Consider the following 14645-nt stretch of genomic DNA (forward strand, 5'->3'; position numbering starts at 1 on the left):
GTCTAGCAGAACTGTTACAGATTTCGGGTTTCCGGAGCGTGGTGTGGCGTAAAAAAACGCTGGCCCTGAGGGCGGCGTTTTCAACACTCTCTGGTGTAGTTTTTGAGGGGAGTGCCACAACAAACGGAAGTGTGTCGCTACACCCTCACCGTCATTCCGGCGCAGGCCGGAATCCAGTGGCGGCAGTGCATGATCTTCGCGAGGCACAGGTCAAGCTTCTCGACACTGGATTCCGGCCTGCGCCGGAATGACGGTCAAAAACGCCCATGGCACGCCAAATAAAAAAGCCGCCGGTCACCCGGCGGCTTTTTCATCAAACAACCCACGCGAATTACTGCCCGCGCATACGGCCAGCGAAGCGCGTACCACCATTGCCCATGTGCGGCAGCTTGATCTTGCCGATGGACTCGATGCGCTCTTCCGCCAGACGATCCGCAGCCTTATAGGTTGCCACGTTCTCCGACTTGCTGATCTCGAAGATACGACCGAGGTTGTAGTAGATCGTCCGCATCATGCGCATGGCGCGTTCGCGGTTGTAGCCGTCGATTTCCAGCGACACGTTCATCACGCCACCCGCGTTCACGGCATAGTCCGGCGCATACAGCACGCCGCGGCGGGTCAGTTCGTCGCCGATGGCGTCATTGGCGAGCTGGTTGTTCGCCGCGCCGCAGATGATCTTCGCCTTGATGCGGTCGATGGTCTGCTCGTTGACGGTGCCGCCCAGTGCGCAGGGCGAGTACACGTCGGCGTCGACGTCGTAGATTTCGTCCAGGCCCACGGCTTCGCAGCCCAGCTCATCCACGCAACGCTGCACGGCGTCTTTGTTGATGTCGGTGACGAACACCTTCGCGCCCTGTTCGCGCAGCAGCTTGATGAACTCGCTGCCCACGTGGCCGGCGCCTTGCACGGCGTAGCTGTACTTGCCCACGTCTTCGTTGCCGTGGCGGAAGTTCAGCGCGGCCATCAGGCCCTGCAGCGTGCCGTACGCGGTGAACGGCGACGGATCGCCCGAACCGCCGTGCACCTGATGCACGCCGGTCACGTATTCGGTTTCGCGGAACACATATTCCATGTCGTTCACGTCGATACCCACGTCTTCCGCCGTGATGTAACGGCCGTTGAGCGAGTTGACGAAACGGCCGAACGCGCGGAACAGCGCTTCGGACTTGTCTTTCGACGGATCGCCGATGATCACCGCCTTGCCACCGCCCAGGTTCAGGCCGGCGACTGCGTTCTTGTAGGTCATACCGCGCGAGAGGCGCAGCACGTCGTTCACGGCATCCTGCTCGGTCTTGTACGGCCACATGCGCAGGCCGCCGAGTGCCGGACCCAGCACCGTGTTATGAATCGCAATGATGGCCTTCAGGCCGGCGTCTTTGTTATGGCAGTAGACGACTTCTTCGTGGCCTGTTTTGGCGATGGTTTCGAAAATCATTGGAACTTGAACTCCACGTATGACGGTGCCCGGGGAGGCAACCACTTGTTGGAAGCGTTTGGGCCCCGCCAAGGACCTGACGCCTGAAACTCAAAGCCCCAGCAAGAGGCTGGGGCGGCGAGTTAGCCGACTAAGTTTAGTACGACTGGGGAAAGGGTGCTGATGCGCCGCAGCAAATCGCGGTGCGGCGCGGCCATGAAGAGCGCCATTGGCATCCGTCACCCATCAAAAAAAGCCCCGCAGAAGCGGGGCTTTTTCGAGCCTTCCATCAAACGATGCCGATCAACCGGCAACCCAGACACCGGCGTTGAAGTGCCAGCCGCCACCACCCTGTACCCAATGCGGGTGCACGTAGTGGTAACCCGGGCGTCCGCGTTCCCAGTGGCCGCCCACACCCACCCAGCGACCGCCACGCCATGCGTAATAACCGCGCGCCCAAACCCAGCCCTCACGCGGCGGCGGCACGGTTTCAATGAAAACCGGCGGCGGAGCAGGCGCGGCCACTTCAACGTATTCCGGCTGGGGCGCGGGCTGAGCAACATAAACCGGACGCGGGCGCGGTTGTTCAACCACGCAGCCAGCCATCACCGCCGTTACGGCGGCGATAACAGCAACAGATGCAATACGAAATGACATGGAGTTTTCCCCGTTGTTATTTATGAAAAATCGAAGTGTCTGTCGATCGTCTTAGCGGACTACTCGTCGATGTGCAGTCCTTTGATAAAGCAACTGCGCTCCACGCTAAACATGGAGCGCAGCGGTTCCCGGGTTAGCGGCCCCAGTAACCTTTGTGGAAGTGCCAGCCATCGCCAGCCTGCACCCAAACGCCTTCATGCCAGTGCCAACCGCGGCGCTCGTGTTCCCAGTGTCCCGGCACCCATACGTGGCGGCGCACACCCGGATCCCACGCCCAGTAACCCTGCATCCAAACCCAACCCGGACGCGCTGCCGGAACAACTTCAACGCGCGGCGGCGGCGGTGCAACCGGAACACCGACATTCACGCCAATCGCAATCTGCGCGGAAGCGGAGGGGGTGTAGCTAACGCTGGCCAGCGCAAGGCCAATGCCTGCAACAAGGGCCAATTTGCGGGTCATGCTGATCATGGATGTCCTCTCTCAATGATTTGTAGGCAGCCGCGATAGGCGGCTTGCAGTTCGGAAAACGCAGTTGTATTCGGCGGTGTTGACGTGATTGCTTTCGCTTGTTCAGGATTCAGCAGAATTACTTGCGATCCGGAAGCGCGGTTGTTTGGTGTTCCCCCTGTGGATGTGCCCGCTTGGTCGGCGGCATCTCAGTATGTAGTAGATACCGATCGTTGCTGACCTTTTGCTTACTGTGCGTTTACACGTGTGATGTGTTCGAAGGTTTGGTGGGGGCGTACGAAGGCACGCATGTGGTTTTGTCATTTTGGCGAAAGCCGGACGCTCGCTAAGCGCACAGAACTTCCGAGGGTTGCTCCTCGCCGGGTGAACTTGAGGCGACGCATATCTCGTCATCTCGCCTCATCATCACTTCAACTCCTCACCGTCATCCCAGCGAAGGCTGGGATCCAGTGTCGTTGTCGTTTAGCTGCGCGTTATCGCCAGATTGCTCGCCTGCGCAGCGGGCGTTTCGACTGCCTGCCGGCAGCTGAGTCACTTTTCTTTGTTGGCCCAAAGAAAAGTAACCCAAAGAAATGGCCTTAAAAGCTTTTGTTGTTGACATAAATAAGCATGGCAGCTCGCGCCCAGCCAGATATGTCGCGTGCCCGCTTCCGCGGGGCTGCTAAACCGCGAGTATTGAGCGGTGAAGGCTTAAAGCGAGTCGCCCCGTGTAGATTGACGGTCGTACGTTCTAAGCCCTCAGGACCACACCGCGTTACGGTGTAGCGGTGCGGTGTATTTGAAACGTAACGGCTCATGTGGGCACCGCCCTCTCGGGTTTCTATCCAGCCATTGCTGTGAGCCTCTCAGGCCATTTCTTTGGGTTACTTTTCTTTGGGCCAACAAAGAAAAGTGACTCGGGCCTCGGCAGAGGCACGAAACGCCCGCTGCGTAAGCGGCAACCTGGCGATATCGCACAGATGAAAACCAAGGTCACTGAATGACCAGCTTCGCTGTTGTAAGGCGCCTCCAGCCTTCGCTGGATTGAAGGTAAAGGGCCGGGGAGGGCGCGCGGGTGGTCTTGAAATAATACGAACGGTCGTGCTATTTTTGACACATGACAGCCACCCCAGCCACCGCCACCCCCAGCAAAGGCGCCGCCACCCGCGAGCTAATCCTCGACCACGCCTACCAAATGGCCCGCCGAGACGGCCTCGAAGGCCTCTCCATCGGCGCGTTGGCCCTCGCCGTAGGCATGTCCAAAAGCGGCGTCTTCGCCCACTTCGGTTCCCGCGAAGACCTGCAACTCGCCTTGCTCGACGCCGTCAGCACCCGCTTCGTCGAATACATAAAACTGCCCGCCCTCAAACAACCGCGCGGTCTCAAGCGCCTGCGCGCCATGGTCGATCGCTGGGCCCAGTGGGGCCACATCCACCAGCACGGCTGCGTGCTTTTAAGTGCAGCCGTGGAATACGACGGCCGCGCCGACGGCCCCCTGCGCGAGCGCGTGCTGAAACAGCAAACGGACTGGCGCAACGAACTCAAACGCGCCATCACGCTGTGCATCGACGTAGGCGATCTGAAGAAAGACACCGACGCCGATCAACTCGCGTTCGAAATCTACGCCTTGATGCTCGGCCTGCATCACGACGCAGGCTTGTTCGGTTACGAAGAAGCAAACCGCCACACCACCGCAGCCATCAATCGCCTGCTGACCAGTTACCAGTCCTGAACCCCCAGGAGCCCGTCATGAACGCGAGTACACGTCGCCATCATTCCCATCCCACGTTGAAGCTAAGCGCTGTGCGCGTCGGTTTTGCCGTCGGCGGTCGCATTGCACCCAAGCGCACCGTGGATCGTGCGGCGCGTTTGTTCGCCACGCCGTTTGCCAGCAGCCGCGCGCGTGCACGTGCCGCGCAACCTGACAAAGACATGCAGCGTATCGACCTGACTATTCACGGCGAATCCATCGCCACGTATGTCTGGGGCGATCCCGCGACGCAACCTTATGCGTTGCTGGTGCATGGCTGGTCCAGCTTCGGTCTGCGTTATCTGCCGTGGATCGCCAAACTGCGCGAACTCGGCTACGCCTTAGTGAGTTTTGATCAACCCGGTCACGGCGAAAGCACCGGGCGTCTTTGCACCTTGCCCGATTTCATCGAAACGATTCGCGCCGTGGGTAGTCACTTCGGCACCGCAGCGTTGGCCATCGGCCATTCCATGGGCGGCGCTGCCGTCACGCTGGCGCAAAGCGAACAGTGGCACGCCAAAGAGTTAGTCGTTATCGCACCCGCTGCGGATATCGAAGCCGCTGCACATCGTTTCTTCCGCTTCGTGCACCTGGGCGATCATCTGCGCGAACCCTTCCTGGCGTGGTATGAAAAACGCACTGGCGTCGCGCCGCGCGATCTCGCCGCACACCGCGCGGTGCCCAGGCTCGGTCAACGTGGTCTTGTCATCCACGACCTCGACGATCACGAAGTCCCATGGGAAGAGGGCGAACGCTACGCACGTTACTGGCCCGGTGCACGTCTGCTCACCACGCAAGGCCTAGGTCATCACCGCGTGCTTGATGCGCCAGAAGTGATCGAAGCAACGCTCGCTTTTCTGCGCGGCGAATGCGTGGGCAATCGCGTTGTGACATCGCCTAATTTACCATTCGGTTTGGCTTAAACTCCCTCAGCGCGCAGCAGCCATGACTTCATCCGGCGCCGCGCGTGCGGTGGTGTCGTTGTAGCGCGCAAGATCCAGCATCTTTTCCGATTTGGCGACCATCACCGCCGTCACCGTATCGCCGGTGACGTTCGCGGCCGTGCAACACATATCGATCAATCGGTCGACCGCCGCAATCACGCCGATCACTTCCAGCGGCAACCCAACCGACGAAAGCACCAACCCCATCACTACCAGTGCCGCACCGGGAATACCCGCCGCGCCGATGGATGCCAGCGTCGTCGTCAGCATCACCGTCATCAGCTGCGTGAAAGACAGCTCGATGCCATAAGCATTGCTCGCAAAAATCGTCACCGTGCCCAGATAACACGCCAGCCCCGACATATTGATTGTCGACCCCAGCGGCAACACGAAACTCGCCACGCGCGTATCAACACCCATGCGATCCTGCGTGTTCTCCAGATTCAACGGCAACGTCGCCGCACTGCTCGCGGATGAAAACGCAAACAGCTGCACCGGAATCATCTTGCGCAGAAAGGGCAGAGGGTTCAGCCGCCACAGCAACAACATCACGCTGCATACGATGACCATGAAAGAAATCATCACCACGTAATTCACGGCAACCAATGCGCCGAGATGATTCAGCACGGAAAAACCGTGATCGGCCGTGACATACGCCATCAAGCCAAACACGCCAATCGGCGCAAACTTCAGCACCATGTTGATCAACTTGTAGACCACGCTGGCCATGCTGTCGAAAAACGTACGCACAGGCGTTGCAGCATTGCCCGCTAGATTGATGGCGATGCCGAAGAAAATCGCAAACACAATCGATGGCAGCAATGCACCTTCGTCAAAGGCTTTGAACGGATTCGAAGGAATCGCACTGATCAGTGCATCTTTAAGACTGGTTGGCGCCGCTGCTTCACTAGTCGGTTCGCCTGCCGAAAGGCCAAACCCCGCACCCACGTTCAACACCTTCGCAATACCCATCGACAGCAACGCCGTCACCGCCATCGACACCAGATAAATCGCAATCGACTTCCACGCGATACGCCGCATGGCGGCCATATCCGATAGCGATGTAATGCCAGATACAAGCGATACGAACACCACCGGAATAACGCACATTCGGATGAGTGCCATAAAGATGTCGCCCAACGGCGCGAGCACCTTGGCGGGTTCGCCAACGAAGTGACCAGCGGCGAGGCCGAGAATCATCGCGATCAGAATCTGATGCCACATTTGCAGGCGTGGCTTGCGCGCTGCAGCGGGCGAGGGTGTGCGGGTGGATGGCATAGGCGATGCTTCCTTTTGAACGCTGCACGGAACAACGCAAAAGCGAACGCAAATCTTCCACGGGCCTAGTCTAAACCCGTTAAGTCCTCATCTCCCGTTACGTCCCCATCAACCGCAGCCCCACACCCTTCCTCACCCGCCATCCCATCTCACCCATCACTCTACGTCACCGTCATTCCGGCGAAGGCCGGAATCCAGTGTCGTCGGTCTTCAATCAGGCGATTTCGCCAATGGGCTCGCCCCGCGCCAGCGAGCAACCTGGCGATAACGCATCAATGGAACGATACAGTCACTGGATTCCAGCCTTCGCTGGAATGACGGGATAACCGTTGTCGCATCCTGGTCATGGCAGGCGAAACCCGCCACCGCCCAACCCAGCCATTCCGCCCCTCCGCCCACCACCTCAACCGCTTAACCCCCAACCCCACTAGAATACAAAGGCTAAGCACACCCGTTGTCGGAGTCCCCATGAGTTCCCCCGCCAAGCACGTCCCTGCCACCGCTGCGCAGGCTGAAAACAGCCCGCTGCGTTTCGTCACCGCCGCCAGCCTGTTCGACGGCCACGACGCCGCGATCAACATCATGCGCCGCATCATCCAGTCGCAGGGCGCGGAAGTGATTCATCTGGGCCACAACCGCTCCGTCGAAGACGTGGTTCGTGCTGCACTGCAAGAAGACGCCGACGCTATCGCGCTGTCCTCCTACCAGGGCGGCCACGTCGAGTACTTCAAGTACATGGTCGACATGCTCAAAGAGAGGGGCGCCGCACACGTGCGCGTCTTTGGCGGCGGTGGCGGCACCATCACGCCGGAAGAAATCCGCGAGCTGCAGGCCTACGGCGTGGAACGCATCTACCACCCCAACGACGGCATGAAGCTCGGCCTCGCCGAGATGATCGAAGACGTGATGAAGCGCGCCGGCACCGCCGCCGCCAAGCGCGAGCACGACGAATCCTTCGTCCCGCCGAGCATCAACATCGACGACGAAATCAGCATCGGCCACATGCTGTCCGCCATCGAAGAAGGCAAGCTCGGCGACGCCGAACTCGCGCGCCTGCGCAAAGAATGGTCGCTCGCCGGCAAACACACCCCCGTGCTCGGCATGACCGGCACCGGCGGCGCCGGTAAATCGTCCGTGGTGGATGAATTGCTGTTGCGCTTCCTGCACGCATTCCCCGACATGCGCATCGCCGTACTCGCCGTCGACCCGACACGCCGCCGCAGCGGTGGCGCCTTGCTCGGCGACCGTATCCGCATGAATGCACTGCGCAGCCATCGCGTCTACATGCGCTCCATGGCCACGCGCCGTCAGCACGCCGCCACCAACGAAGTGCTGCACGACTGCATCAACTTCCTGAAGTCGCAGCCCTACGATCTGGTGATCGTCGAAACCGCCGGTATCGGCCAGAGCGATTCGGAAATCGTCGACCTCGTCGACTTCCCCGTCTACGTGATGACCAGCGACTACGGCGCCGCCAGCCAGCTCGAAAAAATCGACATGCTCGATTTCGCCGAACTCGTCGTACTCAACAAATTCGACAAGCGCGGCGCCGAAGACGCCCTGCGCGACGTGCGCAAACAATGGAAGCGCAACCGCACCGCCTTCACCATGAAAGACGAAGACGTGCCGGTGTACCCCACCATCGCCAGCCAGTTCAACGATCCAGGCGTCACCTGGATGTTCACCAACCTCTGCCGCCTGCTGCGCGACAAACTTCATCTTGAGCCCTCTGCAAAGGGAACCCTCAACGCAGAACCCTCCCCTTCCAGGGGAGGGCAGGGTGGGGTCGCTCTTAGCCCCAATTGCGACTTCAAACCCACTCTAGACGTAACGCTGAAGGAACCGCGCGCGACGGTGCTAATCCCCGGCGCCCGCGTGCGTTACCTCGCCGAAATCGCCGAACAAGGCCGCGGCATCAACAGCGAAATCGAACGCGAAGCCCAATTCGCCAGCAAAGCGCAGCACTACTACGAATCGCTGAAAGACCTAGGCGACGACAAACTCCCGCGCCCCCTCGACCGCTACGACCACGACGCTCTGCATCCCTCTCCCGCCGGGAGAGGGACCGAGGGTGAGGGTACGCCCCTTGCACAAACCTCCACGCAAGCCCCGAACCCTCACCCCCAACCCCTCTCCCAAGGGGAGCGGGGAGCAGCGCAGGTCGACCGTACCCTCGTGCTGCTGCGCCAACGCTACAACGCCGCCATGCGCGAACTAAGCAGCGAAGCCATCCACCTCCTGCGCGACTGGCCCAAGCTCTACAAATCCGTCACCGACGAAGTCAACGAATACAAAGTCCGCGACAAAGTCATCCGCGTCGACAACTACCGCGTATCGCTCAGTCACCAGAAAATTCCGAAAGTCTCGCCACCCAAAACCAACAACTGGGGCGATCAACTGCGCTTCCTCATGCGCGAAAACCTCCCCGGCCATTACCCCTACACCGGCGGCGTCTACCCATATCGCCGCAGCGGCGAAGACCCCACGCGCATGTTCGCGGGCGAGGGCACACCCGAACGCACCAACCGCCGCTTCCATTACCTCAGTCAGGGCGGCGCCGCCACGCGTCTGTCCACCGCGTTCGACTCCGTCACTTTGTACGGCGAAGACCCCGCACCGCGCCCCGACATCTACGGCAAAATCGGCAACTCCGGCGTCAACGTCGCCACCCTCGACGACATGAAGAAGCTCTACTCCGGCTTCGACCTCAGCTCGCCGACCAGTTCCGTCTCGATGACCATCAACGGCCCCGCGCCGATCATCCTCGCGATGTACATGAACACCGCGATCGATCAGAACGTCGAGAAATACCTGAAAGAAGATCCCGCACGCTGGGCCGCCGCACAAAAACGCATCGACGAACTCTTCGCCGGCAAAACGCGCCCCACGTATTCCGGCGATCTGCCCAAAGGCAACGAAGGCCTAGGCCTGAACCTGCTCGGCGTCACCGGCGATCAACTCGTCGATGCCCAAACCTACGCACGCATCAAAGAGGAAACCCTGCAAACCGTGCGCGGCACCGTGCAGGCCGACATCCTCAAAGAGGACCAGGCGCAAAACACCTGCATCTTCAGCACCGAATTCGCGCTGCGCATGATGGGCGATATCCAGCAGTACTTCGTCGACCACAAAGTACGTAACTTCTATTCGGTCTCCATCTCCGGTTATCACATCGCCGAAGCCGGCGCCAACCCGATCAGCCAGCTCGCCTTCACCCTCAGCAATGGCTTCACCATTGTCGAGTACTACCTCGCGCGCGGCATGAATATCGATGATTTCGCGCCCAACCTAAGCTTCTTCTTCTCCAACGGCATGGACCCGGAATACACCGTCATCGGCCGTGTCGCCCGCCGCATCTGGGCACGCGCCATGCGCGAACGCTACGGCGCCAGCGCACGCAGCCAGATGATGAAGTACCACATTCAAACATCCGGCCGTTCCCTGCACGCGCAGGAAATCCAGTTCAACGACATCCGCACCACCCTGCAAGCGCTGTACGCACTGTTCGACAACTGCAACAGCCTGCACACCAACGCCTACGACGAAGCCATCACCACGCCAACGGAAGAAAGCGTGCGCCGCGCCGTCGCCATCCAGATGATCATCAACAAAGAACTCGGCCTCAACTTCAACGAAAACCCCTGGCAAGGCAGTTACGTCGTCGACGCCCTCACCGACATCGTCGAAGAAGCCGTCTACAAAGAATTCGAAGCCATCAGCGAACGCGGCGGCGTACTCGGCGCCATGGACACCATGTACCAGCGCGGCAAGATTCAAGAAGAATCGATGTACTACGAACAAAAGAAACACGACGGCAGTCTGCCACTCATCGGCGTCAACACCTTCCTGCCCAAAGACCACGGCGGCGAAATCGCCACCGAAATCGAACTGATTCGTTCGACGGAAGAAGAGAAGGGCCAGCAGATCGACAACGTGCTGGCGTTCGGCAAAGCCCGCAACAGCCTGGCACCGGAAAGCCTCAAGACGCTACAGAACACCGCGCGCGAGCGTAAGAATGTGTTCGAACAGTTGATGGAGGCGGTGAAGTACAACTCGTTGGGGCAGATTTCACACGCGCTTTATGACGTAGGCGGCGAATATCGTCGCAATATGTAATTCGGCTTGCGACGCAGTCAGAAGGCCCGCCTTTGGAGGTGGGCCTTTTTTTGTTGTGATCGAGCAATTCTGTGACGCTCAACGTCATTTCATCGGTATGCATATGAACTACGCCTAGTGGCGCCAATGATTGTCAATCGTCCTAGGGCAAGAAAATCATTCGGTTCCAAATGTTGCGGAGCACCAATATTTATTGGATCGCTCTGGCATGAAGGCTGCTTGCCACTACAAGGCTAACCTGAGGGAGTGGGTGTCATGTTTGTTCCAAGTAAGCGGCAAACTGTCGATCATCTACATGAAATGAAAGATGAGGTCGGGGAGCTTCATCCACTATTGAATGTGCTCTTTAAGAAACTTCCTGACATAGAAAGGGTTCATTACAACCAGGGAAATAACGAACTTGGTGCAGACTTCATATTGTACCGGCGTGATCCCGCGTTACTTCGTACGACTTGTATAGGTGTTGTCGTAAAGATCGGCACAATTCGACAGAACACTACAGAGGTTGAGCGTCAAATCAAAGAGTGTTTCGTTCCACGGAAGGCGGAGGATGGGGTTGAGATTCAAATAAAAGAAGTCTGGGTGGTGTCCAGCCAAGATATTACAAAAAATGCGCGTGATGTTCTGAATAAACAGTATTCGGATAAAAAAATTGAGTTCATTGCATCGCAAGACTTGGCGAATTTAATAGATCGATATGCACCTGATTCATTTGTAACGACATCGCCCGCTCTTCAGAGCTTTGCGGAAAATACCAGCAACGGGATTGCCGCAGAAGATCAGCGCTCGCTAATCGTCCCAGGCTTAGAGACGTTCTACGTAGAGCCCGTCGTGATGAGAAAGGAGTTCGATGGATACGGAAATGCAAAGCCTAAGAAGCTCCCATCTGGAGTTGAGGCGCTCCTTAGGGCGCTTTCGGATAGCTCACTGTCAATAATTCAAGCAGGCGCGGGTGGCGGAAAGTCACGACTAGCTCGCGAATTAGTTAAGACTTGCCTAACGACACCAGAGTTCGCCGATGGAAGCCTGCTCCCGGTGCTATTGCATTCAAAATTATTTTCTACGAAACCTCTAGAGCAACTATCGACTGAATGCTGCCGAGTACGAAAGCTTGCCGGAAGCGATGGGCGCGTTTTGCTGATATTGGATGGTTTCGATGAGCTTGATATGACGGACCAAGATAGAAAATGTTTTGTAGATGCAATGACAAAAGCGGCCGCACAAAGCAATGCTTGCATTGTGCTTATGTCTCGACCTTTTAACGAAGTGGCAGTGCTTAGTTCCAAGTTGCAGTCGACAAATGTCTATAACATTGAGCCGCTCCGCGGCGCGAGGGCAATTGCCTTATTGAGCAAGATTGCTGGTCAGATTGATGTCAAGTCAAGGTTGATGTCGGATCTTAACAACAGCCCTTTATTGCGCGCTCTTGAGGGGGCGCCAATTGCTTACATTCTGTTGGGAAAGTTGATCGTAGACAATCAACAGGACCTCCCATCCAATCTCACAGAGTTGTTTCAGAAATACACGGAAATTGTGCTTGGAAGATGGGAGGTTGCGAAAGGCCTCCGGTCTCAGCAAGAGTATGAGGTGATCGTCGAAATCCTCACGTGGCTGGCTGTATATATGCTCGATAATGAGCTCTACGAAGTCGCAAAATCCGAGATTTGTCAGTGGGCAAAGGCATATTGTTCAGATCGAGGTATCGCAATCGATGTGGATGGTCTTCTTAGAAGAATGACGTCAAGGGACTCAATTCTTTACGGGCGCTCAGATACGGACGTCGTTGGCTTTAGGCATCGAGCTTTCGCTGAGTTTTTTTATGCAAGGTCACTTGATAAGAAAAGTGATGTGAGTTTAGAGAAAAGCGTTTTTTCACCGTATTGGATTAATACATATTATTTTTTGACTGGGATAAAAAGAGACTGTCCGGATTTGCTCGAGTCTCTTCTTGCCGTGCAGCTGGATTTGACTACGCGACGGTTCATTCGAGCGATCAACTTCGGAAATTTTCTTTTGGCTGGCTATTTGACCCCTGTCCGTGTGAGTAAGAGGGCGATTGTGGCAATGGCGCAGGATCTGGCTGACATTTATGTGGAGTCCATAACTCCAGGCAACAAGGGCGTTTTTGCGCAGTTCCCAATATTGCAATTATTATGCTTTTTCACTTCGTCTTATCGCGCACAATATGGGTATAAGCATTTCCGTGATTCTCTGGAGGAGGCCATTTTTGAAGTTGAGCAGGACGTCAGGAGTCCGAGAAACGCATTGACGCTCTTTATGCTAGATAACGCCTACAGGGAGGCGGGTGGAGATCTACGATTTGATAGCCTTATTCAGCTTTATGGTGAGGCGTTACCTTTGGTAGTAAAACTCGGTATCACACATGAAGCGGAGGAAATGAAGTCTGCTTCGGACAAAGTGAAGCGCCTTGAAAGAAATCTTCGTCGTAGCTTTCGAGCAAACACGTCAAGTTCGACTTTTTTGAATAAGCTCTACAACGTGCCCGTGCAAGATTTGGATAAACCTATAAACTGGAATTGATGGAAAGCTTCAAGATAGAGGTCAAAAACAGGGTGCTGAGTGCACTATTCAAGGTGCGCTCGTTCTGGGAAGGGGGCTCTTTTTTTTGAAATGCACTCTTCCCCTTTTTGCTCCTAAGGCTTTAGCGTTGTTGCTATCGATACGTGTTTCCTTCTAACCGCGCTTTTGCGCATAAATCTAGGAAAAAAAAATGGAAGTTCGGATCAAATCGCTCGAAGTCGAGATGCAGGTCAAGCAAAAGGGTATTGAGCTAGAGGTACGTACTAAAGATGGTGCTGAGCAGTTGGGTGATTGCTACGCGACCATGACTGGACTCACGTGGTGCAAGGGCAAAATCAAGAAAGAGAATGGCGTAAAGGTTAAATGGGAGGATTTTATTGTCATTTGCGCCTCCTCTGAGTCTCTGAAGGCGGCGGTAAAAGCAGCCAAGGCTGTCTGATTCGGAAATAGGGATCCAAAACAACCTGCTAAAGGACTAGAGGTAGTTAAGTAACTTTAACTACCTCATGCGAATAACGGTATGAGGTACCGTTTTTCCTAAGATTAGAGATGTACCTAACTTCCTCGTTGCGTGGGGGCATAGGCCCGTGCTGTTTGGCTGTCTGCCGATGTGAGTGCGAGCTAAAGTACGGCGGCTAAAAAAACAAGGGTCAGAGTGCACTTTCTTAAAAACGGGGTCATGTTCACTTATCCAAAGCAGGGTCAGAGTGCACTTTTGCTGATATTGCTGGCCACGAAAGGCTAAACAGGTTGAGCTCACTTATTAATGGATAAGCAAAATGTATCCGTCGAGGAAATTGCGTCTGCATATCTTGCGTACTTGCGTACCCAAGATGAGCAGTTTGAGTGGGTGCTCGCAGACATTTATGGCTTCGCCTTAGACAAAGATTGGAATGGTCTTTGGGCGTTGGTGCGTATTGTTGCGTTATGGCAAGAAGACATAGATAGCAAAACCCTTTGTGTCTTTGCGGCGGGCCCGTTAGAAGATCTTTTGGACGGCGCTGGGCTCGTTTATATCGACAGGGTTGAATCGTTTGCTCGGGAGTGCCCTCGTTTTGCGAGGATGCTTACCGGCGTATGGCCAAGCTCCATCGATGCAGATGTCTGGAAACGAGTGACTACCATTTGTCGACGCGTTCCCGACCCTTTTGATATGCCGTATCGTTTTCACTAGCTGAAAACAGGGGTCAGAGTGCACTTTTCAAAAACGAGGTCAGATTTACTTATCGCGTGCACTTAGTTCGCAATTGAATCTTTTTCCAGTTCTTATGGCCCGATCGTTGCGGACCAGGCTGATGTCCAGTAAGACGGCTTAGACAGCGCCAATTGGGTCGTCTGTGGGTTTGGTGTCGGCAGGTCATCGCTGCTTTCCAACAGCCGATTGTAACTGGCATGGTCTTCAACATCCCAGGCAACGTTCTTAGTCTGACTAAGGGTGCGTAGATCGAGTGTCGTACCCAGACCCGCGTATGGAAAAGGGGTCAGAGCCCTTTTTGT

General features: G+C 56.3%; 10 protein-coding genes. 6 read left to right on the plus strand and 4 right to left on the minus strand.

Features of this window, described 5'->3' with window-relative positions; all coding sequences use genetic code 11:
* Positions 1-331 precede the first annotated feature (331 nt).
* The 3 genes from EKH79_RS00300 to EKH79_RS00310 all read right to left on the minus strand — a co-directional run bounded on the left by EKH79_RS00300 (position 332) and on the right by EKH79_RS00310 (position 2540).
* The gene (locus tag EKH79_RS00300) at positions 332-1435 is read right to left on the minus strand and encodes a Glu/Leu/Phe/Val dehydrogenase dimerization domain-containing protein (protein WP_126671794.1); all 1104 of its coding nucleotides are present in this window, start codon (positions 1433-1435) and stop codon (positions 332-334) included.
* A 282-nt stretch (positions 1436-1717) separates the two neighbouring features.
* Positions 1718-2071, minus strand: coding sequence for a hypothetical protein (locus EKH79_RS00305; RefSeq protein WP_126671795.1), 354 nt, complete (start codon positions 2069-2071; stop codon positions 1718-1720).
* 133 nt (positions 2072-2204) lie between these two features.
* Positions 2205-2540, minus strand: a complete 336-nt coding sequence (locus tag EKH79_RS00310) for a YXWGXW repeat-containing protein (protein ID WP_199754058.1) — start codon at positions 2538-2540, stop codon at positions 2205-2207.
* A gap of 1096 nt (positions 2541-3636) precedes the next feature.
* Here EKH79_RS00310 and EKH79_RS00315 point away from each other — a divergent pair.
* Together EKH79_RS00315 and EKH79_RS00320 are read left to right on the plus strand one after the other, a co-directional pair.
* Positions 3637-4251, plus strand: coding sequence for a TetR/AcrR family transcriptional regulator (locus EKH79_RS00315; protein ID WP_126671796.1), 615 nt, complete (start codon positions 3637-3639; stop codon positions 4249-4251).
* A 17-nt stretch (positions 4252-4268) separates the two neighbouring features.
* On the plus strand, positions 4269-5192 hold the full coding sequence (locus EKH79_RS00320) for an alpha/beta hydrolase (RefSeq protein WP_126671797.1): 924 nt from the start codon (positions 4269-4271) through the stop codon (positions 5190-5192).
* 6 nt (positions 5193-5198) lie between these two features.
* Here the strand turns inward: EKH79_RS00320 and EKH79_RS00325 are convergent, their stop codons facing one another.
* The gene (locus EKH79_RS00325) at positions 5199-6491 is read right to left on the minus strand and encodes a dicarboxylate/amino acid:cation symporter (RefSeq protein WP_126671798.1); all 1293 of its coding nucleotides are present in this window, start codon (positions 6489-6491) and stop codon (positions 5199-5201) included.
* 468 nt (positions 6492-6959) lie between these two features.
* Here EKH79_RS00325 and EKH79_RS00330 point away from each other — a divergent pair, with 468 nt between their 5' ends.
* From EKH79_RS00330 to EKH79_RS00345, 4 genes are all read left to right on the plus strand, one after another.
* Positions 6960-10607, plus strand: a complete 3648-nt coding sequence (locus EKH79_RS00330) for a methylmalonyl-CoA mutase family protein (protein WP_126671799.1) — start codon at positions 6960-6962, stop codon at positions 10605-10607.
* Positions 10608-10862: 255 nt separating this feature from the next.
* On the plus strand, positions 10863-13148 hold the full coding sequence (locus EKH79_RS00335) for an NACHT domain-containing protein (RefSeq protein ID WP_126671800.1): 2286 nt from the start codon (positions 10863-10865) through the stop codon (positions 13146-13148).
* Between the two features lie 190 nt (positions 13149-13338).
* Entirely contained in the window at positions 13339-13587 is a 249-nt protein-coding gene (locus EKH79_RS00340) for a hypothetical protein (RefSeq protein WP_126671801.1), read from the plus strand.
* Positions 13588-13914: 327 nt separating this feature from the next.
* Positions 13915-14322: a DUF6869 domain-containing protein gene (locus EKH79_RS00345; RefSeq protein WP_126671802.1), complete on the plus strand. Its 408-nt coding sequence runs from the start codon at positions 13915-13917 to the stop codon at positions 14320-14322.
* Positions 14323-14645 lie beyond the last annotated feature (323 nt).

Origin of the sequence: Dyella dinghuensis (assembly GCF_003977615.1) — a bacterium.
In the GTDB taxonomy this organism is placed as follows: domain Bacteria; phylum Pseudomonadota; class Gammaproteobacteria; order Xanthomonadales; family Rhodanobacteraceae; genus Dyella_B; species Dyella_B dinghuensis.